The following is a 22611-nucleotide window of genomic DNA, read 5'->3' as shown; positions in this document are numbered from 1 at the left end:
AAGAAGAGGAAAAAGAGGGAGGGAGAGGGGGGGGGAGAAATCACCCCCCCCCCCCCCCCCCCGCCGTCGTACTTTAACAACGCTAGCGCACCATTGGTGTGTTTTTTTGGAACGCTATCCCATCGCTACATGGAGTAGTGGCCCTCGCTATACATGGCGAGTTTGTCGTGAAGGGCCAGTTTGAAGTCAGTTGAGGGGTAAGTAGTGTTGTCCACAACACTGCTCCACGAGGACGCTTGCGGATGGTGCTGTGACAGGGAGGCTGACCCCCCAGGGTGGGCGAGCGTGAAGGAATGCCGTCATGGCGGTCAAAGCTGGCCCTCGGGAAGTTGCAGAGCATGCCGCCAGCCACGCAGACGATATGGTGACGCCCAGATAGAGCAGCTTTGACGGCCATGGTGCGGGGCGGAAGAAGAACGGAATTGAGGCGGAGGCTCGAATGGCATCTGCAACGGATTCGGTCTCTGGATCGACGCCCACCAAATGCTCATATTCCCACGGCAACCGGATCATGAACCCCCGAGAATCACCTAAGACGATGACCACAAGCGTGTAGCGCTGCAAAGGTCGTAACGCGCTGTTGGGACCCTGTTCCTTAAAGCCCACCCAGGTGTGTACCCCCTGCTTCGCCAACATTTGAACGAGCCGCTCGTAGAGGAAGTCAGCAGCGTAGAGGCATGGGTAAAAAGTAGGTATGAGATGGGGCCCAGCACTGGTAGGCGAGCCAAAATGGCCTTCTTCGCTTCTCTTCCAACTGCGAAAAGTCCTGGCCGCCGGTAGTGACGTTGACACACGCAATGCTGGTCCCTGGGCTCTGCCATCTTCAAGGACCTGAACAGCAGGTGACACGGCCTATCTTGCATCTGCCGGATACTCCTGAGCGGGGCCTAGGGGGGAATGATCCTGGGGGAGTGAGATGCCAAGGGAAAGTTGGGCTGCATCACGGCGCCAGATCTACACCGATTTCAGAGCATGGCTTAACCCGTGGTAACGTAATTAGTAATTGTTAGTGTGGCAGTGGATAAGAGCGTGTATTTTTTAGCTTCGGCGAAGATTGTGCATGCAGGTCCGGGTTGTACGGTTCTTGTACAGCGAATGCCACATTTTTGCATGCCTAGGCGCTGTGAAGTCGCCAAGTTTGCGACTACCAGTAAAAAGGCTTTCCCCGGCGGCTGTTATAAGTGAGCGTCGGGGCCAGCAACACGAGAATCCACTCGAGAAAACAACGGAGAACACGAAAGTGCCTACGATTAACCAGCTGGTCCGAAAGGGCCGGACACCCAAGGTCACAAAGACCAAGGCTCCCGCATTGAAGGGTAGCCCCATGCGTCGCGGCGTTTGCACGCGCGTTTACACAACCACTCCTAAGAAGCCGAACTCGGCTCTGCGTAAGGTTGCACGTGTGCGCCTCAACGGCGGCGTGGAAGTTACTGCTTACATCCCCGGTGTAGGTCACAACCTCCAGGAGCACTCCATCGTGCTCGTCCGCGGAGGCCGTGTTAAGGACCTTCCCGGTGTTCGTTACAAGATCGTCCGTGGCGCATTGGATACCCAGGGCGTTAAGAACCGCAAGCAGGCTCGTAGCCGCTACGGTGCAAAGATGGAGAAGAAGTAATATGCCTCGTAAGGGTCCGGCCCCCAAGCGGCCGCTAGTTGTAGATCCCGTATACGGCTCCCCCTTGGTCACTCAGCTGATCAACAAGGTTCTGGTAGACGGTAAGAAGTCCACTGCAGAGCGCATCGTTTACGGCGCACTCGAAGGTGTACGCGAGAAGACCGGCGCTGATCCCGTTGTTGCCTTGAAGAAGGCCATGGAGAACATCAAGCCGAGCCTTGAGGTTAAGTCCCGCCGCGTTGGTGGCGCCACCTACCAGGTTCCCGTTGAAGTCAAGCCCGGTCGCCAGACCGCTCTTGCTCTTCGTTGGTTGGTTGGTTACTCGAAGGCTCGCCGCGAGAAGACCATGACCGAGCGCTTGCGCAACGAAGTTCTGGATGCCTCCAATGGTCTTGGTGCCGCTGTAAAGCGTCGCGAAGATACCCACAAGATGGCAGAGTCCAACAAGGCCTTCGCCCATTACCGCTGGTAACTAGAGTTATGAGGCTGCCGGCGGCAACCCCGCCGGCAGCCTTCAGCTCATCTTTAGACAAAGGGAGAAACCGTGGCACAGGACGTGCTTACAGACCTTAATAAGGTCCGCAACATCGGCATCATGGCTCACATCGATGCTGGCAAGACCACTACGACTGAGCGCATCCTGTTCTACACGGGTGTGAACCACAAGATCGGCGAAACCCACGACGGTGCTTCGACGACCGACTGGATGGAACAGGAAAAGGAACGCGGCATCACCATCACGAGCGCCGCCGTGACCTGCTTCTGGAACAACAACCAGATCAACATCATTGACACCCCTGGCCACGTTGACTTCACTGTCGAGGTTGAGCGCTCCCTTCGCGTGCTCGACGGCGCAGTTGCTGTCTTTGACGGCAAGGAAGGCGTTGAGCCCCAGTCTGAGACCGTTTGGCGTCAGGCTGACAAGTACAACGTTCCGCGTATCTGCTTCGTCAACAAGATGGACAAGCTCGGTGCTGACTTCTACTTCACGGTAGACACCATCATCAACCGCCTCGGTGCAAAGCCGTTGGTTATGCAGCTGCCGATCGGTGTCGAGAGCGAATTCACCGGCGTCGTCGACTTGCTGACCATGAAGGCCTTTGTCTGGGCCGGTGACTCAAAGGGTGATGTCACCATGGGTGCCGCCTACGAAGTCCAGGAGATCCCTGCGGATCTGCAGGAAAAGGCTGAAGAGTACCGCGCAGCCCTCGTTGAGGCCGCTGCCGAGTCCTCCGAAGAACTCATGGAGAAGTACCTCGAGGGCGAAGAGCCCTCCATCGAGGAACTGAAGGCTGGCATTCGCAAGCTGACGGTCAACTCCGAGATCTACCCGGTGTTCTGTGGTTCTGCATTCAAGAACCGCGGCGTTCAGCCGATGCTCGATGCTGTCATCGACTACCTGCCGAACCCGCTGGATGTTGGCGCCATGATCGGTCACGATCCCCGCGACGAGTCCATCGAGATCAAGCGCGAGCCGAGTGAGACAGAGCCGTTCTCGGCTTTGGCTTTCAAAATCGCAACGCACCCGTTCTTTGGCCAGTTGAACTTCATTCGCGTGTACTCCGGCCGTGCGGTCTCCGGTACACAGTTGATGAACTCGACTAAGGGCAAAAAAGAGCGTATTGGCAAGCTCTTCCAGATGCACGCCAATAAGGAAATGCCGGTCGAAGAGATTCACGCCGGCCACATCTACGCAGTGATCGGCCTCAAGGACACCACAACCGGTGACACCTTGTGCGATCCGGCCAACCAGGTTGTTCTGGAATCGATGACCTTCCCCGCTCCCGTGATCTTCGTTGCCATTGAGCCGAAGACCAAGGGTGACCAGGAGAAGCTGTCTACGGCTATCCAGAAGCTCTCCGCTGAGGACCCGACGTTCACCGTCAACCTCAACGAAGACACCGGTCAGACCGAAATCGGCGGCATGGGCGAGCTTCACTTGGACATCCTTGTGGACCGCATGCGTCGCGAATTCAACGTTGAAGCTAACGTTGGCAAGCCGCAGGTTGCTTACCGCGAAACCATTAAGCGCGCCGTTGCTAAGCATGACTACACGCACAAGAAGCAGACCGGTGGTTCAGGTCAGTTCGCCAAGATCCAGATCGCCATTGAGCCTTTGGATACTGCCGAAGGTGAAATGTACGAGTTCAGCAACAAGGTCTCCGGTGGCCGTGTTCCTCGTGAATACATCCCCAGCGTTGACCAGGGCATCCAGTCTGCATTGCCTGACGGCGTGCTGGCCGGTTACCCGATGGTTGGCATCAAGGCTACGCTGCTTGACGGCGCGTCCCACGATGTTGACTCTTCCGAAATGGCCTTCAAGATCGCCGGACGTATGGCGTTCAAGGAAGCTGCCCGGATGGCTAACCCGATTCTGCTTGAACCGTTGATGGAAGTTGAAGTCCGCACCCCTGAGGAATACATGGGTGAAGTAATCGGTGACATCAACTCACGTCGTGGCCAGATGCAGTCCATGGAGGATGCCAGCGGCGTCAAGGTCATCAAGGCCCTGGTTCCTTTGTCCGGCATGTTCGGTTACATCGGTGACCTGCGGTCCAAGACCCAGGGTCGTGCCGTGTACTCGATGAAGTTCGACAGCTACTCTGAGGTTCCGAAGGCTGTTGCCGACGAGATCATCCAGAAGGCCCGCGGCGAGTAGTCGCAATCTTTGTTTGGGTCTGTTCCGGCCCTAGGTTGGAACAGACCCAAACATCAAGCAATTTCTTAAATATCAAAAGCCCCCAGTAGACTTATTTTGATTTCAGCGGCGAACAGCGTCGCTGAGAGTAAGTTTTCTAAATGTTTCTAGGAGGAACCTGTGGCAAAGGCAAAGTTCGAGCGGACCAAGCCGCACGTTAACATCGGCACCATCGGTCACGTTGACCATGGTAAGACCACGTTGACTGCTGCCATTTCCAAGGTACTGTACGACAAGTACCCGGATCTCAACGAGCAGCGTGATTTCAGCTCCATCGACTCGGCGCCGGAAGAGCGCCAGCGTGGTATCACGATCAACATCTCCCACGTTGAGTACCAGACCGAGAAGCGCCACTACGCACACGTAGACGCCCCCGGTCACGCTGACTACATCAAGAACATGATCACCGGTGCTGCTCAGATGGACGGCGCTATCTTGGTAGTTGCTGCAACTGACGGCCCGATGGCTCAGACTCGCGAGCACGTTCTGTTGGCCCGCCAGGTTGGCGTTCCCTACCTGCTGGTCGCACTGAACAAGTCCGACATGGTTGACGACGAAGAACTCCTCGACTTGGTCGAAATGGAAGTTCGCGAACTGCTCTCCTCACAGGGCTTCGACGGCGACGAGGCACCTGTTGTCCGCGTTTCCGGCCTGAAGGCTCTGGAAGGCGACCCTGTATGGGTCAAGTCCGTTGAGGACCTGATGGAAGCCGTTGACAACAACGTTCCTGACCCCATCCGCGACAAGGACAAGCCGTTCTTGATGCCGGTTGAAGATGTCTTCACCATCACCGGTCGTGGCACCGTTGTTACGGGCCGCGCCGAGCGTGGCACCTTGGGCATCAACTCTGAGGTTGAGATTGTTGGTATCCGCCCGGTCCAGAAGACCACGGTTACCGGTATCGAAATGTTCCACAAGCAGCTCGACGAGGCTTGGGCCGGCGAGAACTGTGGTCTGCTGCTCCGCGGCATCAAGCGCGAAGACGTAGAGCGTGGCCAGGTTATCGTGAAGCCGGGTTCCATTACCCCGCACACCGATTTCGAAGCCAACGTCTACATCTTGGCCAAGGATGAGGGCGGTCGTCACAACCCGTTCTACTCCAACTACCGCCCGCAGTTCTACTTCCGCACCACGGATGTTACCGGCGTCATCACCTTGCCTGAGGGCACGGAAATGGTTATGCCTGGCGACAACACCGAAATGACTGTCGCGCTGATCCAGCCGATCGCCATGGAAGAGGGCCTCGGCTTCGCTATCCGCGAAGGCGGCCGCACCGTTGGTTCAGGTCGTGTCACCAAGATCATCAAGTAATTTTTGATTACTTAGATCTATAAAAGAAGGGCTCCAGCTTCGGCTGGGGCCCTTCTTTGGTTTACACATAAATGTTCGACGCCGTCACGCGCCTTTTGCAGCCATAGGCACCTTGGGCTGGTGCAACTAAAGACCGGCACCAATGTTGGTGCCGGTGTTTTGAGTGGGATCATAGCCTTCGCTCTGGGCTATGCCGTCTACAAGTTGCTGCACCAGCTCAATGTCCTGAGACTGGCCGGCGTCGAACGCCAAGTCGACCGCCAAGAGGATGATCCCTGCAAAGACGCCCACGCCAACTAATATGGCGATGAGGGTGGCCCTTCGGGGATTGAATGGGCATCCGCGAAGGTGACAGCGTACGCGTAGCCTTGTTTGCCAGGACTGCTGATATTGCCCTGGCTTCTTCAACGGTGCCAAACTCTTGTACCTAATGCTGTGCCGTGTGCCGTGTGCCGTGTGCTGTGTGCCATGCCCTGTGCCATGCCCTGTGCCATGCCCTGTGCCCAAGCCAGCAGAACCAAGAGGTCTTCGGTGGCTGAGGGGTCCGGCGCTTGACTCCTCGATGGGCCTCGCGCCGTCATGCAATAGAACTTTTAGGGCTAGCCCGGTATCGAATTCGTGCGTCGTTATTTGAGGCCTTGCCAGTGATTGCGGCAAAGTACGGTCAACGTGTGAACCTTATGATCGGACATGTATTTCACCTGTGATGCTCTGGTCATTAGCGTCAAAGGGTGACTTGTGGAACGTTGCGGCATTGATCGAAGTTTCGGCGCCGCCACCAACCTTCAGCGAGGCACCTCTTGCGTCAAAGTCAACCAGATTGGTTTCAGAGCAGGCAACTGAATTTGCCTGCAGCGTCACACCGGAAGCATGGTGGATATTTTCTAGATCGCCTGCCACGTCAAGGTTGCTGCCTTTGGATTATGCGTTCTTCCGATACATCACTACGACCTCTGGCCTCATCAAGGCATCGCGCTTGTAGCAGCCAGGCTTCTCGCGACAGCTTTGCCGGCAGGAGCTGTTCTCGCCGCGGTGATTTCGGCTCAACCTGTAAAAACAGCGCTTATTGTTTCTGCGTGGCGCCTCCTACATGGCGTCAGTTGCTGTCATGGGTGGAGCCGGCGTCGTTGCTCCCGTGATGTGGCCCGTGCCACCGTACTGCTTCTGCTGGTCCTGAGCGTGGCTGTCGGTGCGTGGTACTGGATACGTCCCGGCACTGCTGAGATGCGCTGATACTGGCTGGTAGTCACTGCCGCCTCCCTGGTGACAGCAAGTCCGGTTGACGGTGATGCGGGCAGCGGCATCCATGCGAGCATGTGGCTGGTGGCCGCAATGGCGCTAATTCTTGGAGCACACCGCATTAAACGCACAGCTTTGACGTTGCCTGGTGCAGTGCTGGTCGTTGCGGCTGCCGTCCTGGTTCGGTTCCAGACTCTCGGGCTAACGGCTCACCCCGGTGTCTCCGCCGTGGCCGGCTTCCTGGTGGTCATGGGCGTGTTGTACCTGCTCCGTCTCCTCCCGTTGTATGCGGCAGGGCAGTCGGCGGCCCCTCGCAGCGCCCTCGTATCCGTTCCTTCTGGCTGGCGGCATGATCTTTGCAAACTGGAGCATGGCGCACGTGGACACGATCATCTATGTCGCTGGTGCTTCACCATCGTGGCGGGTTTGAGCAGCGTGGAGGCATCCGAGCCTGCACGGTGGATATTGGCCGATGTCGCGGTGTTTGCAAGAACACTCGCGCGGTTCATCGCCCGCCCGGTCCACATCTACCTGAGCCCGTTCTGGGCAGTCCTATGGTGCGCCGCTGCTGGGGGAGTAATGGCCTTGATTCGCTACCTGCGACGTCTGTTGATTGCGGGCAGAAATATGCTCATGGTTGCCGTGGGAATGAATCTCGCTGAGCGGGTCTTCACGATATGGGGTGCGCTCGGTGTGGCGACGGCCGTGCTCTGGTATTTATGCGGCTTTACTTAGCTGATGCTGGCGATCCTGGCCCTAGCCTTGACTGCCATCTGCCATCTGCCGTTTGAACCGGGAGAAGCCAGACCCCATACCCAGCGCCAAACCCCGTACGACGACGTTCCCTCCTGCACTTCCTATCGGAGGGTACGCGCAGACCCACCTAGCTAACGGCGCCCACCCATGTGCCCACCCGGGTCCTGATACGGGTCCAGATTCGGGTCCAGATACGGATTCAGGCACAGGTCCGGACAGCAATAGCCCAGACGGCAATAGTGGAGACGTTCATCACAGGGACGGAGTCGGATACTTGAACTGAGCCGTTCTGTGAGCCGATCGGCGGGCCGCACTGGGTAAGTTGTGGCGGAGCTAACTCCATCACCGATTGGTGTTTGGCGCCAGAATCCGGCATACTTATTGAGTTGTTCAAGTGCCTTTTCGTGTCCCGGTCGAGATAATGCTCGATGCAGGGTCCAAGCTAAAGCCCAAACATGACAAGCCCTCCACATAAATGGTGTGGGTACGTGCGCGAATTATTCGCGACACGCCCGACCGCGGGGGGCGGAGCTCCGATGGATTGAGGAACCCGGATTTATTCGGATTCAGTTCATTTGTGAGCGTGGCTGTGAGTGCCACAGATTGACCCGGAAAAGTAAACAGCGTTTACGTCAACAGCATCGCTTCTACAGGTTGCTTCGTTACAGGAAAGAGAGTCACGACGCCATGGCGGGACAAAAAATCCGCATCCGGCTGAAGTCATATGACCACGAGGTTATTGATGTTTCAGCCCGGAAGATCGTTGAGACGGTCACGCGCGCAGGCGCAACGGTAGTAGGCCCCGTGCCGCTGCCCACCGAGAAGAACATTTACTGCGTAATTCGTTCGCCTCACAAGTACAAGGACAGCCGCGAGCACTTTGAAATGCGCACGCACAAGCGTCTAATCGACATCATTGATCCCACGCCCAAGGCAGTTGATTCGCTCATGCGTCTCGACCTGCCGGCCGACGTGAACATCGAAATCAAACTGTAGGGAGGTGCTGAGAAACTATGACCGCGACCCGAAACACTAAGGGCATCCTGGGCACGAAGCTCGGCATGACCCAGGTCTGGGACGAGAACAACTTGCTTGTTCCCGTAACTGTTGTCCAGGCCGATTCCAATGTCATCACTCAGCTGCGCAACGCAGAAGTTGATGGCTACACCGCTGTTCAGATCGGCTACGGCCAGATCGATCCTCGTAAGGTCACCAAGCCGCTGGCTGGTCACTTCGAGAAGGCTGGTGTCACCCCCCGCCGCCACGTCGTCGAGCTGCGCACTGCAGACGCCGACACCTACACCCTCGGCCAGGAGCTCTCCGTTGAGATCTTCGAAGCCGGCCAGAAGGTCGACGTCGTCGGTACTTCAAAGGGTAAGGGCTTCGCCGGTGTTATGAAGCGTCACGGCTTCCATGGCGCCCCGGCCTCTCACGGTGCTCACAAGAACCACCGTAAGCCCGGTTCCATCGGAGGCGCGTCCACCCCTGGCCGTGTTTTCAAGGGAATGAAGATGGCAGGCCGTATGGGTGCTGAGCGCGTAACGACCATGAACCTCACGGTTCACGGTGTTGACGCTGAGAAGTCTCTACTGCTGATCAAGGGTGCCGTTCCCGGCGCCCGCGGCTCGGTCGTCCTGGTACGCACCGCCGTGAAGGGAGCATAAGTAAATGACTACTGTCAAAGTAGATCTGCCTGCTGAAATCTTCGACGTTCAGACCAACGTGCCCTTGTTGCACCAGGTTGTCGTAGCTCAGCTTGCTGCCGCCCGTCAGGGTACTCACAAGACCAAGACCCGCGCCGAAGTTTCTGGTGCTGGCCGTAAGCCGCATGCACAGAAGGGTACCGGCCGCGCCCGTCAGGGTTCTATCCGCGCCCCTCACATGACCGGCGGTGGCGTTGTCCACGGTCCGACCCCTCGCGATTACAGCCAGCGTACGCCCAAGAAGATGAAGGCTGCTGCTCTCCGCGGCGCCCTGTCTGACCGCGCACGCAACGGCCGTATCCACGTAATCTCTGAATTGGTTTCCGGCACCACGCCGTCCACCAAGGCTGCAAAGGCTGTTTTGGCCGCCGTTACAACGCGCAAGAACTTGCTCGTTGTCATTGAGCGCGCCAACGACGCCACTGCACTGAGCGTACGTAACATCACCAACTTGCACGTTCTCTATGTTGACCAGCTCAACACCTACGACGTACTCGTTTCTGATGACATCGTCTTCACTCAGGCTGCATACGACGTTTTCGTTTCCGGCCGTGCCGCTTCTGAAGCTTTCGCTTCGAGCATGCTGTTGGTTGAAGACCTGGTTTCCGAAGATTCCAACGATGAGGCTGAAGGCACCATCAAGGGCAACAAGGACTCCATGAAGTACCACGTGCCTGGTTCACGCTGGTATGACGCCACTGAGGCTGAAGTTTGGTTCACCACGGTTGAGGACGCCAAAGCCGCAGGCTTTGTTCCCGCCGGCGGCGAAGCTGCCCAGACCATTAAGGAGGACGGCAAGTGAGCGCCGTTACCATCAAGGATCCGCGCGACGTAGTGCTTGCACCCGTCGTCTCGGAAAAGAGCTACGGCTTGATCGACGAAGGTAAGTACACCTTCTTGGTTGATCCCCGCTCGAACAAGACCGAGATCAAGCTGGCCGTGGAGAAAATCTTCTCCGTCAAGGTCGACTCGATCAACACCATCAATCGTGCTGGTAAGCGTAAGCGCACCAAGTTCGGATGGGGACAGCGCAAGAACACCAAGCGCGCAATTGTCTCCCTTCGCGAGGGCACGATCGACATCTTCGGCGGTCCGCTTTCATAAGCGGAGACCACTTTAACGAGGAAATATACTATGGGAATCCGTAAATACAAGCCGACAACCCCGGGCCGTCGTGGCTCGAGCGTTGCCGACTTCACAGAAATCACGCGGTCGACGCCGGAGAAGTCTCTGGTCCGTCCTCTGCCCAAAAAGGGTGGCCGTAACAACACCGGTCGCATCACGACTCGTCACAAGGGTGGTGGCCACAAGCGCCAGTACCGCTTGATTGACTTCCGTCGTCACGACAAGGATGGCGTAAACGCACGCGTTGCTGAGATCGAATACGATCCCAACCGCACCGCACGCATTGCCCTCCTGCACTACGTTGATGGAACCAAGCGTTACATCGTTGCACCGAACAAGCTCAAGCAGGGCGACTTCGTAGAAGCCGGTCCGGAAGCTGATATCAAGCCTGGCAACAACCTTCCGTTGCGCAACATCCCCGTGGGTACTGTTATCCACGCTGTGGAGCTGCGTCCCGGTGGCGGTGCCAAGATGGCTCGTTCAGCTGGTGCCTCGGTTCAGCTCGTCGCCAAGGAAGGCAAGTTCGCCCAGCTGCGTCTGCCCTCCGGCGAAATCCGCAACGTTGATGCGCGCTGCCGCGCGACCATCGGCGAAGTTGGTAACGCTGAGCAGTCCAACATCAACTGGGGTAAGGCTGGCCGTATGCGCTGGAAGGGCGTACGCCCGACCGTCCGCGGTGTTGTCATGAACCCGGTCGATCACCCGCATGGTGGTGGTGAGGGTAAGACTTCCGGTGGACGTCACCCGGTTAACCCGAACGGTAAGCGCGAAGGCCGCACCCGCCGTCCCAACAAAGAGAGCGACAAGCTGATTGTTCGTCGCCGCCGTACTGGCAAGAACAAGCGATAGGAGCCTGGAGACATGCCACGTAGCCTGAAGAAGGGTCCCTTCGTTGACCAGCACCTCTTTGTAAAGGTAGCTCGGGAGAACGAAAACGGAACCAAGAACGTAATTAAGACCTGGTCCCGCCGCTCGATGATCGTCCCCGATATGTTGGGTCACACGATCGCCGTGCACGATGGTCGCAAGCACATCCCCGTGTTTGTCACTGAGTCGATGGTCGGGCACAAGCTCGGCGAATTCGCCGCAACGCGGACTTTCCGCGGCCATGTCAAGGACGACCGTAAGGGCAAGCGCCGCTAGGCGCTTGTCATTACGGCAAAGACGAGAGAGAGATAGCAATGGAAGCCAAGGCAAGTGCGCGTCATCTGCGCGTAACGCCTATGAAGGCCCGGCGCGTCGTCAACCTGATTCGTGGCAAGCAGGCGAATGAGGCATTGGCGATTTTGAAGTTTGCCCCACAGGCAGCTTCGGAGCCGGTCTTCAAGGTAGTCCAGTCCGCAGTGGCTAACGCCCGCGTTCTGGCTGATCGCGACAGCATCGCGTTCAACGAAAATGATCTGTACATTAGCGAAATCTTCGTTGATGAAGGCCCCACCATGAAGCGGTTCCAGCCGCGAGCACAGGGCCGTGCATTCCAGATCAAGAAGCGCACCAGCCACGTCACCGTGGTTGTCGCTACACCCGAGAAAGAGGAGGTTCGCTAAGTGGGACAGAAAGTAAACCCGCACGGATTCCGTCTCGGGATCACCACGGACCACCGTTCACATTGGTTCGCGGACAGCAACAAGCCCGGTCAGCGTTACAAGGACTTCGTAAAAGAAGACATCCAGATTCGCGCACTCATGTCCACGGGCATGGACCGCGCCGGTATTTCCAAGGTTGAGATCGAGCGCACCCGTGACCGTGTACGTGTGGATATCCACACCGCACGCCCCGGTATCGTTATCGGTCGTCGTGGAGCAGAAGCAGACCGCATCCGCGGCGAGCTCGAAAAGCTCACCGGCAAGCAGGTTCAGCTGAACATCTTGGAAGTCAAGAACCCGGAAGCTGATGCTCAGCTCGTTGCCCAGGGCATCGCAGAGCAGCTGACTTCACGTGTGGCATTCCGCCGCGCAATGAAGAAGGCCATGCAGTCCGCACAGCGCACTGGCAGCGTCAAGGGCATCCGTGTCGCTTGTGCTGGTCGCTTGGGTGGCGCTGAAATGTCACGCACCGAGTTCTACCGCGAAGGTCGTGTGCCCCTGCACACCCTGCGTGCCAACATCGATTACGGCTTCTTCGAAGCCAAGACCGTGTTCGGCCGTATTGGTGTCAAGGTCTGGATCTACAAGGGCGATGTCACGTCCAAGGAACTGGCTGCTCAGGCAGCTGCTGCTCCTGCTCGTGGCCGTGGCCCGCGTCGTGACGGCGATGACCGCGGAGCCCGCGGTCCCCGCGCCGGTGGCGACCGTCGTCGTAACGACCGTCCTGAGCGCACCGAGGCAGCTGCCGCGGTTGAGGCTCCTGTAGCTGCAGAGGTTGCGGCTCCGGCAGTAGAAGGAGGAGAGGCGTAAATGCTTATCCCACGTCGCGTAAAGCATCGTAAGCAGCACCACCCCGGTCGTTCGGGTCAGGCTACTGGCGGCACCACGGTTTCGTTCGGCGAGTGGGGCATTCAGGCCCTTACCCCGGCCTACGTCACCAACCGTCAGATTGAGTCTGCTCGTATTGCCATGACCCGTCACATCAAGCGCGGCGGTAAGGTGTGGATCAACATCTACCCCGACCGTCCCTTGACGAAGAAGCCTGCCGAAACCCGCATGGGTTCCGGTAAGGGTTCACCCGAGTGGTGGATCGCAAACGTCAAGCCGGGCCGAGTTCTCTTTGAACTCTCCGGTGTATCAGAAGAGGTAGCACGCGAGGCATTGCGCCTGGCAATCCACAAGCTGCCGTTGAAAGCACGCATTGTGCGTCGCGAAGGTGGTGAGTAGAGATGTCAATTGGTTCCAAGGAACTTGCCCCTGCACAGCTTGACGGGTTCGACAGTGCACGTCTTGTCGAAGAACTCCGTAAGGCTAAGGAAGAACTGTTCAACCTGCGCTTCCAGTCCGCAACCGGACAGCTGGAAAGCCACGGTCGTTTGCGTGTTGTAAAGCGCGACATCGCCCGTATCTACACAGTCATGCGTGAGCGCGAACTGGGCATACGCCCGGACGTCGTCGCTGCCGCACCTGTGGAGAAGGCCTCCAAGAAGGCTGACAAGGAAGCCAAGAAGGCCTCCAAGAAGGCTGTAGCAACAGAGGAGGACGCCAAGTGAGCGATTCTGTAGACAACACCGAAAACGGCGCGGAGACACTCGTACGTAACGAGCGCAAGAAGATGCGCGGTTACGTAGTTTCCGACAAGATGGACAAGACCATCGTTGTTGAGGTTGAAGACCGCGTAAAGCACGCGCTTTACGGCAAGGTTCTTCGCCGCAACAAGAAGGTCAAGGCCCACGATGAAGAGAACAGCGCCGGCATCGGCGACCTGGTCGTCATCAGCGAGACCCGTCCGCTGTCTGCAACCAAGCGTTTCCGCCTGGTTGAGATCGTCGAGAAGGCTAAGTAAACAATCTTTAGCTTTGTGCTAACGAGAGTGAACTAAAATGTTGGGCCCGTTGCCACTTGTGGCGACGGGCCCAACATTATTTAAAGGACATCTTTTTTCATGCACGACGCCGGCACCTGGCGTGGCCGGATCGGGGTGGCACCAGCGCACCGAGCAACCCCGCAGGATGTGGGGGCTTTGTGGGCGAGGTAACGCATGTGGTTAGCCCGCGGCGTAAGGTGTGGTAGCGACGCCGTGCTAAGCTTGTCTATTGCTGCGCCTTTTCTGTGCCGCCGTTTACGGCAGTGTCAGTCGGTGCGCAATTTCCTCGTAAATACCTCGTGCCACTACAAACTGCCATCCGGAGCGTGAATTTTCACGCTACAACCCGGGACGGAAAGTGGAGCTGGCATGAAGTGTTTAGGCGTGTTTTGGCAAAATCCAGGCACGTCAAGAGACATCCCGAACAATACGTTCCGCAAGGCTTGTGCACAGATACTTTGTGTTCAAGAACCAGCGCGACGAACAGGAGATACTAGTGATTCAGCAGGAGTCGCGGCTTAAGGTCGCCGACAACACGGGGGCCAAGGAAATCTTGACCATCCGCGTTCTCGGTGGATCTGGGCGCCGCTACGCAGGCATTGGCGACACCATTGTCGCAACCGTCAAGGATGCAATCCCCGGCGGTAACGTAAAGAAGGGTGACGTCGTCAAGGCTGTCATCGTTCGCACCAAGAAGGAACGCCGCCGTGCGGATGGTTCCTACATTAAGTTCGATGAGAATGCAGCTGTCATTCTCAAGACTGACGGGGACCCCCGCGGTACCCGTATCTTCGGCCCGGTTGGCCGTGAACTTCGTGACAAGAAGTTCATGAAGATCATCTCGTTGGCTCCGGAGGTGCTGTAACACATGGCAAAGATCAAGAAGGGTGACCTGGTTCAGGTCATCACAGGCGCCAAGGCAGAGCGTGGCGGCGACCGTGGCAAGCAGGGCAAGGTCCTGAAGGTCTACACCGAAACCAACCGCGTGTTGGTTGAAGGCGTAAACCGTGTCACCAAGCACACCAAGGCTGGCCAGACCGAACGTGGCACCAACACTGGTGGCATCGAGACCGTCGAGGCACCCATTCACATCTCTAACGTTGCTGTAGTGGATCCGTCCACGAAGAAGCCGACTCGCGTTGGTTACCGCACCGAAATCGTTGAGCGCGATGGCCGCAAGCGTGAAGTACGCATCCGCGTTGCCAAGACCTCGGGGAAGGATCTGGCATGAGCGCCGCAGTAGCAGAGAACACACCCAAGATCACACCTCGCCTGAAGGCCCGCTACGCAGCGGAAATCAAGGCTGGTTTGGTTGAGGAGTTCAAGTACTCAAACGTTAACCAGGTTCCGCGCTTGGTCAAGGTAGTTGTCAACATGGGTGTTGGAGATGCCGCTAAGGACTCCAAGCTCATCGACCACGCTGTCCGCGACCTCACCGCCATCACCGGCCAGAAGCCTCAGGTTTCCAAGGCTCGCAAGTCGATCGCTCAGTTCAAGCTGCGCGAAGGCATGCCGATTGGTTGCCACACGACTCTCCGTGGAGACCGTATGTGGGAATTCCTGGACCGTTTGGTCACGCTGGCTCTGCCCCGTATCCGCGACTTCCGCGGCCTCAGTGGCAAGCAGTTTGACGGCAACGGCAACTACACCTTCGGTCTGACCGAGCAGGTTATGTTCCACGAGATCGACCAGGATTCCATTGACCGCCCCCGCGGTATGGACATCACCGTCGTGACCACAGCCAAGACCGATGACGAAGGCCGTTCCTTGCTCAAGGCACTCGGCTTCCCGTTTAAATCCGAAGATAAATAATCTACGTAACAGGTCCGTTCTGCGGGTTCAACGTTTGGAAATCTGATTTTCACGCCTTGATGCCACGCGAAGGAAACCGTTACGAGGAAGGGCAAGCGCCCAAATGACAATGACAGATCCTGTCGCAGATATGCTTACGCGTCTGCGCAACGCAAACTCGGCACACCACGACACCGTGACCATGCCGTTTAGCAAGCTTAAGGGCCACATCGCCGACATCCTCAAGGCACAGGGTTACATCTCTGCCTGGAAGGTTGAAGACGCTGAGGTTGGCAAGAAGCTCACCATCGACTTGAAGTACGGCCCCGCACGTGAGCGTTCAATCGCTGGCCTGCGCCGTATCTCCAAGCCCGGACTGCGCGTTTACGCGAAGTCCACAAACCTCCCCAGCGTTTTGGGTGGTTTGGGTGTCGCTATTTTGTCGACGTCTTCAGGTCTGCTGACCGACCGCCAGGCTGCCAAGAAGGGCGTGGGTGGGGAAGTCCTCGCCTACGTCTGGTAGTAGAGAGAGAAGGGAAAGAACTTATGTCACGTATTGGACGTCTCCCCATCTCTGTGCCTGCCGGCGTTGAGGTCAAGATTGAAGACAGCCTTGTTTCCGTCAAGGGCCCGAAGGGATCGCTGCAGCTTACTATTGCCAGCCCCATCACGGCAGCTATTGACGAAAACACCATCACCGTTAGCCGCCCCAACGATGAGCGCGATTCACGCTCACTCCACGGTTTGACTCGCACCCTCATTGACAACCTGATCATCGGTGTCACTGCTGGCTACGAGAAGAAGCTGGAAATTGTTGGTACCGGTTACCGCGTAGTAGCCAAGGGCAAGGACCTCGAGTTCGCCCTAGGCTTCAGCCACCCGGTCATCATTGAAGCACCGGAAGGCATCACCCTGGCCGTAGAGAGCCCCACAAAGCTCTCTGTGTCAGGAATTAGCAAGCAGCAGGTGGGCGAAGTTTCTGCCAACATCCGTAAGCTGCGCAAGCCCGACCCGTACAAGGGTAAGGGCGTTCGCTACGCTGGCGAGATCATCCGCCGCAAGGTCGGAAAGGCCGGTAAGTAACCATGGCACTATCCATAAGAGGAAAGTCCAAGGCCGCAGCACGCGGCCGCCGTCACCTGCGTGTGCGCAAGCGCATCAGCGGCACCACTGTGCGTCCGCGCCTGGTCGTCAACCGTTCAGCTCGCCACGTATTCGTTCAGGTTATTGATGACACCCAGGGTCTGACCCTGGTGTCCGCATCAACCTTGGAAGCAGACATGCGCGCGTTCGACGGCGACAAGACCGCCAAGGCAAAGCGTATTGGTGAGCTTGTTGCAGAGCGCGCCAAGGCTGCCGGCATTGACGCTGTTGTCTTCGACCGTGGCGGTAACCGTTACCACGGCCGTGTCGCAGCTATTGCTGACGGTGCACGTGAAGGCGGGCTGGCACTGTGACCGAAAACATTAACAAGGAGAACACTGTGTCAGAAGCAACTGCAGCTGACGGTGCGGCGAAGACTGAAGCAGCTGCAGGCGCCGATGGCGCTCGTGGCCGTGGCGGTCGCGACGGTGCTCGTGGAGGCCGCGAAGGCGGTCGCGACGGTGGCCGTGGCCGTGGTCGTGACGGTGGGCGCGAGGCTGAGAAGAGCCAGTTCATCGAGCGCGTTGTCAACATCAACCGCGTTGCCAAGGTTGTCAAGGGTGGTCGTCGCTTCAGCTTCACCGCTTTGGTAATCGTCGGCGACGGTAACGGCATGATCGGTGTTGGCTACGGTAAGGCTAAGGAAGTTCCTGCCGCTATCGCCAAGGGTGTTGAAGAAGCCAAGAAGTCCTTCTTCCGCGTTCCCATGGTTGGCAAGACCATTCCTCACCGCGTACAGGGTGAAGCCGCTGCAGGCGTCGTCATGTTGCGTCCGGCTGCAGCTGGTACCGGTGTTATCGCCGGTGGCCCGGTTCGCGCCATCTTGGAATGCGTAGGCATCCACGATGTCCTGTCCAAGTCACTGGGTTCCTCAAACGCCATCAACATTGTTCACGCAACTGTTGCTGCTTTGAAGGGCTTGGAAGACCCCAAGGCTGTTGCGGCTCGCCGTGGCCTGCCTTTGGATGAAGTTGCTCCGGCTGTGCTGTTGCGCAATATGCAAAAGGCGGGTCTGTAATGACTACACCGAAGAACATTCAGGTTTCCGAGAACAAGCTGGAAATCACTCAGATCAGGGGCCTCGTTGGCGCCAAGCAGAACCAGAAGGCCTGCCTTCGTTCACTGGGTCTCAAGCGCATCGGTCACACCGTTGTCCGCACAGCAGACGCAGTGACCGTTGGCATGATCAACACGGTTCCGCACCTGATCAAGGTTGAGGAGACTAAGTAAAGTGGCTACTGACAAGACTGTAGAAACTGCTGAGAAGCAGAATGCGCTCAAGGTCCACCACCTGCGTCCCGCACCCGGCGCCAAGACGGCTAAAACCCGTGTTGGTCGTGGTGAAGGATCCAAGGGTAAGACCGCAGGCCGCGGTACCAAGGGTACCAAGGCTCGCTACCAGGTAAAGGCTGGCTTTGCTGGCGGCCAGCTGCCGTTGCACATGCGTCTGCCTAAGCTGCGTGGCTTCAAGAACCCGTTCCGCGTTGAGTTCCAGGTTGTTAACCTGGACAAGCTGAACGAGCTCTTCCCCGAAGGTGGCGTTGTCACCGTCGAGGCACTCGTTGAAAAGGGTGCGGTTCGCAAGAACCAGCCCGTGAAGGTGCTGGGCACCGGCGATATCACCGTCAAGGTTGACATCACGGCCCACGCATTCTCCACAAGCGCAATCACCAAGATTGTTGCTGCAGGTGGAACCACCACCGAACTGTAAAAGGTTCAAAATGCGCACATCTAGCGACTAGACTCTTGGTGGGCGGAGCTCATGTTCCGCTCACCAGGGGTCTTTCGTTTTATGCGAAAGTTTCGGAATGCTTGGATCAGCCAAGGCTGTTATCCGTAACGGTTCCTTTGCGAGCTGCATCACCGACTAGAATCAATCCTTGGGCTTCAGTTGAGAAGCCACTTCATCACTACACGTCAGGAGGACGCTTGCTTACCGCATTTGGCCGCGCCTTTCGCACGCCTGATCTGCGACGCAAGTTGTTGTTCACGCTGGGAATTCTTGCCATCTTCCGCTTGGGCGCTTTTATCCCCTCGCCTGGAATTGATTACCGAAATGTCCAACAGTGCGTGAATGCAGCTGACACTTCTCAGGGCATTTACCAGCTCGTGAACTTGTTCAGCGGCGGCGCCTTGCTCCAGGTTTCCATTTTTGCTTTGGGAATCATGCCTTATATCACGGCGAGCATCATCGTTCAGCTGCTCCGCGTAGTGATCCCCCGTTTCCAGGAACTGCACCTTGAGGGTGCCCAGGGGCAGGGACAGCTCACCCAGTACACGCGTTACTTGACCATTGCACTGGGACTGCTTAACGCCACCACTTTGGTGACTCTTGCCCGTTCAGGCCAGCTTTTCGCTGGTTGTGGCGCTGCAGGGACACCTGGCGCGTTGATCCCCAACGACAACCTCATCACTATCTTGTTGCTCATCATCACCTTGACCGCCGGTTCCGGTTTGATCATGTGGATGGGCGAGCTCGTGACTGAAAAGGGTGTCGGTAACGGCATGTCCTTGCTGATCTTCGTTGCCATTGCCGCAATGTTCCCGACCTCTTTGGGCGCTATCCTGAAGACTCAGGGCTGGGGTACCTTCCTGACGGTTATGGTTGTGGGCCTGGTGGTTGTTGCGCTCGTTGTGTTCGTTGAGCAGTCGCAGCGCCGCATCCCTGTGCAGTACGCCAAGCGTATGGTTGGCCGCCGCACCATGGGCGGCACCAGCACCTACATTCCCATCAAGGTCAACATGGCAGGCGTTATCCCGGTCATCTTTGCTTCCTCGATGCTCTACCTGCCGGCTTTGATTGCCCAGTTCGCGACACCTGCGAACAGCACCGAAGTTCCCCTCTGGGTCGAGTGGATTAATAACTATCTGGTTCGCGGCGACCACCCGCTCTACATGCTGATCTACTTCATACTGACTATTGGTTTCACGTACTTCTATGTGGCTATTACCTTTAACCCTGAAGAAGTCTCAGACAACATGAAGAAATACGGTGGCTTCATCCCCGGTATTCGTGCCGGTCGCCCCACACAGGACTACTTGCAGTATGTAATATCTCGCATCACGCTTCCTGGTTCGATGTATCTGGGTATTGTTGCTCTGATTCCACTGATCGCTTTGGTTATGGTCGGAGCAAACCAGAACTTCCCATTCGGCGGCACCTCGATCCTCATTGTGGTCGGTGTTGGTCTGGAGACAGTCAAGCAGATTGATGCGCAACTCCAGCAGCGCCACTACGAAGGGTTATTGCGATGACAAGAATGCTGATTATTGGACCTCCCGGGTCAGGAAAAGGCACGCAGGCGGAACGCATTTGTGATGAGCTCGATATTGTCGCGATCTCCACAGGTGACATCTTTCGGGCTAACGTCAAGGGTGAAACGCCTTTGGGCCTGGAAGCCAAGAAGTACATGGACAACGGAGACTTTGTTCCCGATAGCGTCACAAACCGGATGGTTCGTGATCGGCTCGCCCAGAGTGACGTTGCTGAAGGCTTCCTCTTGGACGGCTACCCGCGCACCTCACCCCAGGTGGATGAGTTGGATGACATTCTGGCCGTGGCAGGTGCCAGCTTGGACGTTGTAGTCCAGTTGACCGCCGACGACGAAGAACTCGTCAAGCGCCTCTTGGGCCGTGCACTGGATACCGGACGTAGCGATGACACTGAAACGGTGATCCGTCACCGTTTGGATCTCTACCGTGAGCAGACTGAGGTTGTAGTGTCTCGCTATGCGGAGCGCGGCATTTTGGCCAAGGTTGATGGTTTGGGTGAGATGGACGATGTGACATCACGTGTCATGGAAGCCATCCGAAAGTCAAAGGGCGAAGCAGCTTAGCAACGCCACAGTATTGTCAATCCCTGCTGTTCTGGCAGCGGTTGTGAAGGAGGGCTCCTTCCCGCACTACGGGGAGGAGCCCTCAACTTTTTATAGCGAAAGGATTCTTTCATGGCATTTGGCCAGCAAAGAATTGAATACAAGACCATCGATCAAATGCGCATTATGCGCCGCAGTGGACTGATCCTCGATGCAGCGCTGAAGACCACCTTTGCAGCTGTTGCACCCGGTGTCACCACGGGGGAGTTGGATGCGATCTTCGCCGGGGAACTCAAGAAGGCCGGAGCTAAGTCCAACTTCCTGGGCTACCACGATTTCCCCGCCACAATCTGCACCTCTGTCAATGAGGAAGTTGTGCACGGGATCCCCGGCTCACGCGTGCTGGAGGCCGGGGACTTGATCTCCATCGACGGCGGCGCCATCATCGAGGGCTGGCATTCTGACTCGGCCCGCAGTGCCATCGTCGGTGGGCCCTCTGCCGAGGACCCTGCTGACCGCCGGCTCAGCGACATCACCGAAGAGTGCATGTGGGCTGGCATCGCGGCGATGGCCTCGGCCAAATATGTGGGAGACATCGGCGACGCCATCGATGATTACGTCACCTCCCAGCCTGGCAAAGAACTCGGCATCTTGGAAGACTACGTAGGCCACGGCATCGGATCGGCCATGCACATGCCCCCGGATGTGCTCAACTACGCCTCCAAGCACCGCGGCCCCAAGCTCAAGCACGGCATGTGCTTGGCGATCGAGCCCATGCTGGTTCGTGGTGGACTCGACACCATCACCCTCCAGGACGACTGGACGGTTGTCACTGCCGATAAGGCACGGGCAGCACATTGGGAGCACTCGGTGGCCGTACACGCCAAGGGTATCTGGGTTCTCACCGCGGACGACGGTGGGGCGGAGCGGCTAGCGCCGTATGGCGTCACCCCGGTCTCACTGGACTAACGCTCGCGTCCTATCACTTTCAACCCCGGATCCAGACTTCTCTGGAGCCGGGGTTGAACTATTTAACTCCTATTTGCCTGTTGTCCACTTCACCGCCACACATTGTGACACTGCGCTGAGTACCTTGGTCGAAGAAGCCCAAGGGACTGGTACAAAACCTGACACAGTCCTCCTTTAAGACCACAAAGAGGAGAGCAACTCCATGCGCATCTTTGCCCACCGTGGCGTATCAGCTCACTTGCCTGAGAACACGCAAGCGGCCTTCGCGCGCGCAATTGAACTTGGTGTGGACGGCATAGAACTCGATGTTCACCTGTCTGCGGACAATGTCCCAGTGGTCATCCACGACGACACCGCCGACCGCACCACCAATGGCACCGGCAACATCAACGAATTTACCGCCCGTCAACTGGGACTGCTCGATGCCGGTGCTGGTCAGCCAGTTCCCACCCTCGCCCAAGTGCTTGACATGGCGGCAGGGAAACTGTGGGTCAATATTGAGCTCAAAGACGCCGACGCCGTAGAACCCGTAGTCCAGGTGGTCAGTGCGATTCCTGGACTGGAGTGGTTTGCTTCGTCCGCCGATTGGGGCGCCCTAGCAGAACTGCGCCGACTCCTCCCAGCTGCCACCATCTATCCGCTGTGTGTTGGCAACTTGGAAAAACTCGGGTTCACCGACGCTGGGGATGACGCCCGCGAGCAATTCGCTGGCCGCGGACTGAGCCCAGCCATTGATTTTGCCGTCAAAGAAGGCGCACAAGGAATCTCCGTTTGGGAGGGCGGTCTGGGCCAGGACGACATTGTCACCATCCATGATGCCGGACTCTCGGCATGGGTCTGGACGGTCAATAATCCGGCGCGTGCCCGTGAACTGTTGGCTATGGGTGTCGACGCAATCTGTACCGATGATCCGGAACTGCTCCAGCAGAGTCTGCAATTTGCAGCATTGGATCGATAGCAGTGCCACAACTAGCCACTGCCCCAGCCGGTGCA

31 protein-coding genes and 1 pseudogene are annotated in these 22611 nt (G+C 57.5%); 30 read left to right on the top strand and 2 right to left on the bottom strand.

All coding sequences use genetic code 11. The features are described 5' to 3' along the window. Window positions 1-1240: 1240 nt before the first annotated feature. The 4 genes from rpsL (at window position 1241) to tuf (ending at window position 5624) form a co-directional block, all read left to right on the top strand. On the top strand, window positions 1241-1615 hold the full coding sequence (gene rpsL / locus ACX80D_RS12910) for a 30S ribosomal protein S12 (protein ID WP_038464715.1): 375 nt from the start codon (window positions 1241-1243) through the stop codon (window positions 1613-1615). A gap of 1 nt (window position 1616) precedes the next feature. Beyond that, complete coding sequence (gene rpsG / locus ACX80D_RS12905) at window positions 1617-2087, top strand: 30S ribosomal protein S7 (protein WP_038464713.1); 471 nt, start codon at window positions 1617-1619, stop codon at window positions 2085-2087. A 72-nt stretch (window positions 2088-2159) separates the two neighbouring features. Continuing rightward, a complete protein-coding gene (fusA, locus tag ACX80D_RS12900) occupies window positions 2160-4274 on the top strand; it encodes an elongation factor G (protein ID WP_459323109.1) in 2115 nt (704 codons plus the stop codon). A gap of 159 nt (window positions 4275-4433) precedes the next feature. Continuing rightward, a complete protein-coding gene (gene tuf / locus ACX80D_RS12895; protein WP_062286627.1) occupies window positions 4434-5624 on the top strand; it encodes an elongation factor Tu in 1191 nt (396 codons plus the stop codon). A gap of 126 nt (window positions 5625-5750) precedes the next feature. Here the strand turns inward: tuf and ACX80D_RS12890 are convergent, their stop codons facing one another. Then, on the bottom strand, window positions 5751-5915 hold the full coding sequence (locus ACX80D_RS12890) for a hypothetical protein (RefSeq protein WP_459323106.1): 165 nt from the start codon (window positions 5913-5915) through the stop codon (window positions 5751-5753). Between the two features lie 387 nt (window positions 5916-6302). Continuing rightward, window positions 6303-6524, bottom strand: a complete 222-nt coding sequence (locus ACX80D_RS12885; RefSeq protein ID WP_459323105.1) for a hypothetical protein — start codon at window positions 6522-6524, stop codon at window positions 6303-6305. Window positions 6525-6887: 363 nt separating this feature from the next. Here ACX80D_RS12885 and ACX80D_RS12880 point away from each other — a divergent pair, with 363 nt between their 5' ends. The 26 genes and pseudogenes from ACX80D_RS12880 to ACX80D_RS12755 all read left to right on the top strand — a co-directional run bounded on the left by ACX80D_RS12880 (window position 6888) and on the right by ACX80D_RS12755 (window position 22576). Further along, window positions 6888-7598 carry a hypothetical protein gene (locus tag ACX80D_RS12880; protein WP_459323103.1) on the top strand — a complete coding sequence of 237 codons (711 nt, stop codon included), beginning with the start codon at window positions 6888-6890 and terminating at the stop codon, window positions 7596-7598. A gap of 708 nt (window positions 7599-8306) precedes the next feature. Beyond that, window positions 8307-8615 carry a 30S ribosomal protein S10 gene (gene rpsJ / locus ACX80D_RS12875; RefSeq protein ID WP_038464699.1) on the top strand — a complete coding sequence of 103 codons (309 nt, stop codon included), beginning with the start codon at window positions 8307-8309 and terminating at the stop codon, window positions 8613-8615. A gap of 17 nt (window positions 8616-8632) precedes the next feature. Continuing rightward, a complete protein-coding gene (rplC, locus tag ACX80D_RS12870) occupies window positions 8633-9283 on the top strand; it encodes a 50S ribosomal protein L3 (RefSeq protein WP_459323102.1) in 651 nt (216 codons plus the stop codon). Between the two features lie 4 nt (window positions 9284-9287). Then, window positions 9288-9917: pseudogene (gene rplD / locus ACX80D_RS12865) on the top strand (50S ribosomal protein L4); the annotation flags it as partial. After that, a complete protein-coding gene (locus ACX80D_RS12860) occupies window positions 9903-10124 on the top strand; it encodes a sunset domain-containing protein (protein WP_459323112.1) in 222 nt (73 codons plus the stop codon). The pseudogene rplD and the gene ACX80D_RS12860, both read left to right, overlap by 15 nt. Then, window positions 10121-10426 (top strand): 50S ribosomal protein L23, encoded by a 306-nt coding sequence (gene rplW, locus ACX80D_RS12855; protein ID WP_038464693.1) that lies wholly within the window; start codon window positions 10121-10123, stop codon window positions 10424-10426. The genes ACX80D_RS12860 and rplW overlap by 4 nt, the downstream gene beginning before the upstream one ends. Before the next feature lie 30 nt (window positions 10427-10456). Further along, on the top strand, window positions 10457-11296 hold the full coding sequence (gene rplB / locus ACX80D_RS12850; protein WP_062286636.1) for a 50S ribosomal protein L2: 840 nt from the start codon (window positions 10457-10459) through the stop codon (window positions 11294-11296). Window positions 11297-11308: 12 nt separating this feature from the next. Next, window positions 11309-11590, top strand: coding sequence for a 30S ribosomal protein S19 (gene rpsS / locus ACX80D_RS12845; protein WP_459323101.1), 282 nt, complete (start codon window positions 11309-11311; stop codon window positions 11588-11590). A gap of 38 nt (window positions 11591-11628) precedes the next feature. Next, complete coding sequence (rplV, locus tag ACX80D_RS12840) at window positions 11629-11994, top strand: 50S ribosomal protein L22 (RefSeq protein ID WP_203312228.1); 366 nt, start codon at window positions 11629-11631, stop codon at window positions 11992-11994. After that, window positions 11995-12843 carry a 30S ribosomal protein S3 gene (gene rpsC / locus ACX80D_RS12835; RefSeq protein ID WP_062286638.1) on the top strand — a complete coding sequence of 283 codons (849 nt, stop codon included), beginning with the start codon at window positions 11995-11997 and terminating at the stop codon, window positions 12841-12843. It begins immediately after the preceding gene. Next, window positions 12844-13260 (top strand): 50S ribosomal protein L16, encoded by a 417-nt coding sequence (gene rplP / locus ACX80D_RS12830; RefSeq protein WP_110483672.1) that lies wholly within the window; start codon window positions 12844-12846, stop codon window positions 13258-13260. Between the two features lie 2 nt (window positions 13261-13262). After that, window positions 13263-13586: a 50S ribosomal protein L29 gene (rpmC, locus tag ACX80D_RS12825; RefSeq protein WP_459323098.1), complete on the top strand. Its 324-nt coding sequence runs from the start codon at window positions 13263-13265 to the stop codon at window positions 13584-13586. Window positions 13587-13648: 62 nt separating this feature from the next. Beyond that, complete coding sequence (gene rpsQ / locus ACX80D_RS12820; protein WP_062292996.1) at window positions 13649-13879, top strand: 30S ribosomal protein S17; 231 nt, start codon at window positions 13649-13651, stop codon at window positions 13877-13879. A 517-nt stretch (window positions 13880-14396) separates the two neighbouring features. After that, complete coding sequence (gene rplN / locus ACX80D_RS12815; RefSeq protein ID WP_363843321.1) at window positions 14397-14765, top strand: 50S ribosomal protein L14; 369 nt, start codon at window positions 14397-14399, stop codon at window positions 14763-14765. 3 nt (window positions 14766-14768) lie between these two features. Next, on the top strand, window positions 14769-15131 hold the full coding sequence (rplX, locus tag ACX80D_RS12810) for a 50S ribosomal protein L24 (RefSeq protein ID WP_363843324.1): 363 nt from the start codon (window positions 14769-14771) through the stop codon (window positions 15129-15131). Next, window positions 15128-15712, top strand: coding sequence for a 50S ribosomal protein L5 (gene rplE, locus ACX80D_RS12805; protein WP_459323096.1), 585 nt, complete (start codon window positions 15128-15130; stop codon window positions 15710-15712). The genes rplX and rplE overlap by 4 nt, the downstream gene beginning before the upstream one ends. 103 nt (window positions 15713-15815) lie before the next feature. Then, the gene (gene rpsH / locus ACX80D_RS12800; protein ID WP_363843327.1) at window positions 15816-16214 is read left to right on the top strand and encodes a 30S ribosomal protein S8; all 399 of its coding nucleotides are present in this window, start codon (window positions 15816-15818) and stop codon (window positions 16212-16214) included. A 23-nt stretch (window positions 16215-16237) separates the two neighbouring features. Beyond that, the gene (gene rplF, locus ACX80D_RS12795; RefSeq protein ID WP_459323095.1) at window positions 16238-16774 is read left to right on the top strand and encodes a 50S ribosomal protein L6; all 537 of its coding nucleotides are present in this window, start codon (window positions 16238-16240) and stop codon (window positions 16772-16774) included. 2 nt (window positions 16775-16776) lie between these two features. Beyond that, window positions 16777-17148, top strand: coding sequence for a 50S ribosomal protein L18 (gene rplR / locus ACX80D_RS12790; RefSeq protein WP_459323093.1), 372 nt, complete (start codon window positions 16777-16779; stop codon window positions 17146-17148). Continuing rightward, window positions 17145-17852 (top strand): 30S ribosomal protein S5, encoded by a 708-nt coding sequence (gene rpsE, locus ACX80D_RS12785; protein ID WP_363843336.1) that lies wholly within the window; start codon window positions 17145-17147, stop codon window positions 17850-17852. Before rplR ends, rpsE begins: the two co-directional genes overlap by 4 nt. After that, window positions 17852-18064, top strand: coding sequence for a 50S ribosomal protein L30 (gene rpmD / locus ACX80D_RS12780; protein WP_459323091.1), 213 nt, complete (start codon window positions 17852-17854; stop codon window positions 18062-18064). The genes rpsE and rpmD overlap by 1 nt, the downstream gene beginning before the upstream one ends. Window position 18065: 1 nt before the next feature. Further along, the gene (gene rplO / locus ACX80D_RS12775) at window positions 18066-18545 is read left to right on the top strand and encodes a 50S ribosomal protein L15 (protein ID WP_459323090.1); all 480 of its coding nucleotides are present in this window, start codon (window positions 18066-18068) and stop codon (window positions 18543-18545) included. A gap of 218 nt (window positions 18546-18763) precedes the next feature. Next, a complete protein-coding gene (gene secY / locus ACX80D_RS12770; protein WP_459323088.1) occupies window positions 18764-20089 on the top strand; it encodes a preprotein translocase subunit SecY in 1326 nt (441 codons plus the stop codon). Further along, window positions 20086-20670 (top strand): adenylate kinase, encoded by a 585-nt coding sequence (locus ACX80D_RS12765; RefSeq protein ID WP_459323086.1) that lies wholly within the window; start codon window positions 20086-20088, stop codon window positions 20668-20670. The genes secY and ACX80D_RS12765 overlap by 4 nt, the downstream gene beginning before the upstream one ends. 111 nt (window positions 20671-20781) lie before the next feature. Beyond that, a complete protein-coding gene (gene map, locus ACX80D_RS12760) occupies window positions 20782-21618 on the top strand; it encodes a type I methionyl aminopeptidase (protein ID WP_459323084.1) in 837 nt (278 codons plus the stop codon). Window positions 21619-21820: 202 nt separating this feature from the next. Further along, window positions 21821-22576, top strand: coding sequence for a glycerophosphodiester phosphodiesterase (locus ACX80D_RS12755; protein WP_459323082.1), 756 nt, complete (start codon window positions 21821-21823; stop codon window positions 22574-22576). The last annotated feature ends 35 nt before the right edge of the window (window positions 22577-22611 follow it).

The sequence above is a fragment of the Arthrobacter sp. Sr24 genome (assembly GCF_054511175.1).
The sequence above is the reverse complement of the archived record's forward strand: the minus strand, read 5'-3'. Positions and strand labels throughout refer to the sequence as shown.

Bases quoted from the DNA above. Each gene is read 5' to 3' on its own strand.
- rplC (WP_459323102.1), top strand. From the start codon at position 8,633: ATGACCGCGACCCGAAACACTAAGGGCATCCTGGGCACGAAGCTCGGC.
- rpsJ (WP_038464699.1), top strand. From the start codon at position 8,307: ATGGCGGGACAAAAAATCCGCATCCGGCTGAAGTCATATGACCACGAG.
- rplP (WP_110483672.1), top strand. From the start codon at position 12,844: ATGCTTATCCCACGTCGCGTAAAGCATCGTAAGCAGCACCACCCCGGT.
- ACX80D_RS12755 (WP_459323082.1), top strand. From the start codon at position 21,821: ATGCGCATCTTTGCCCACCGTGGCGTATCAGCTCACTTGCCTGAGAAC.
- rpsQ (WP_062292996.1), top strand. From the start codon at position 13,649: ATGCGCGGTTACGTAGTTTCCGACAAGATGGACAAGACCATCGTTGTT.
- rplB (WP_062286636.1), top strand. From the start codon at position 10,457: ATGGGAATCCGTAAATACAAGCCGACAACCCCGGGCCGTCGTGGCTCG.
- rplR (WP_459323093.1), top strand. From the start codon at position 16,777: ATGGCACTATCCATAAGAGGAAAGTCCAAGGCCGCAGCACGCGGCCGC.
- rpmC (WP_459323098.1), top strand. From the start codon at position 13,263: ATGTCAATTGGTTCCAAGGAACTTGCCCCTGCACAGCTTGACGGGTTC.
- rplF (WP_459323095.1), top strand. From the start codon at position 16,238: ATGTCACGTATTGGACGTCTCCCCATCTCTGTGCCTGCCGGCGTTGAG.
- rpsS (WP_459323101.1), top strand. From the start codon at position 11,309: ATGCCACGTAGCCTGAAGAAGGGTCCCTTCGTTGACCAGCACCTCTTT.
- rplE (WP_459323096.1), top strand. From the start codon at position 15,128: ATGAGCGCCGCAGTAGCAGAGAACACACCCAAGATCACACCTCGCCTG.
- rpmD (WP_459323091.1), top strand. From the start codon at position 17,852: ATGACTACACCGAAGAACATTCAGGTTTCCGAGAACAAGCTGGAAATC.
- ACX80D_RS12860 (WP_459323112.1), top strand. From the start codon at position 9,903: ATGCTGTTGGTTGAAGACCTGGTTTCCGAAGATTCCAACGATGAGGCT.
- rpsG (WP_038464713.1), top strand. From the start codon at position 1,617: ATGCCTCGTAAGGGTCCGGCCCCCAAGCGGCCGCTAGTTGTAGATCCC.
- rplX (WP_363843324.1), top strand. From the start codon at position 14,769: ATGGCAAAGATCAAGAAGGGTGACCTGGTTCAGGTCATCACAGGCGCC.
- rpsH (WP_363843327.1), top strand. From the start codon at position 15,816: ATGACAATGACAGATCCTGTCGCAGATATGCTTACGCGTCTGCGCAAC.
- ACX80D_RS12765 (WP_459323086.1), top strand. From the start codon at position 20,086: ATGACAAGAATGCTGATTATTGGACCTCCCGGGTCAGGAAAAGGCACG.
- map (WP_459323084.1), top strand. From the start codon at position 20,782: ATGGCATTTGGCCAGCAAAGAATTGAATACAAGACCATCGATCAAATG.
- rplV (WP_203312228.1), top strand. From the start codon at position 11,629: ATGGAAGCCAAGGCAAGTGCGCGTCATCTGCGCGTAACGCCTATGAAG.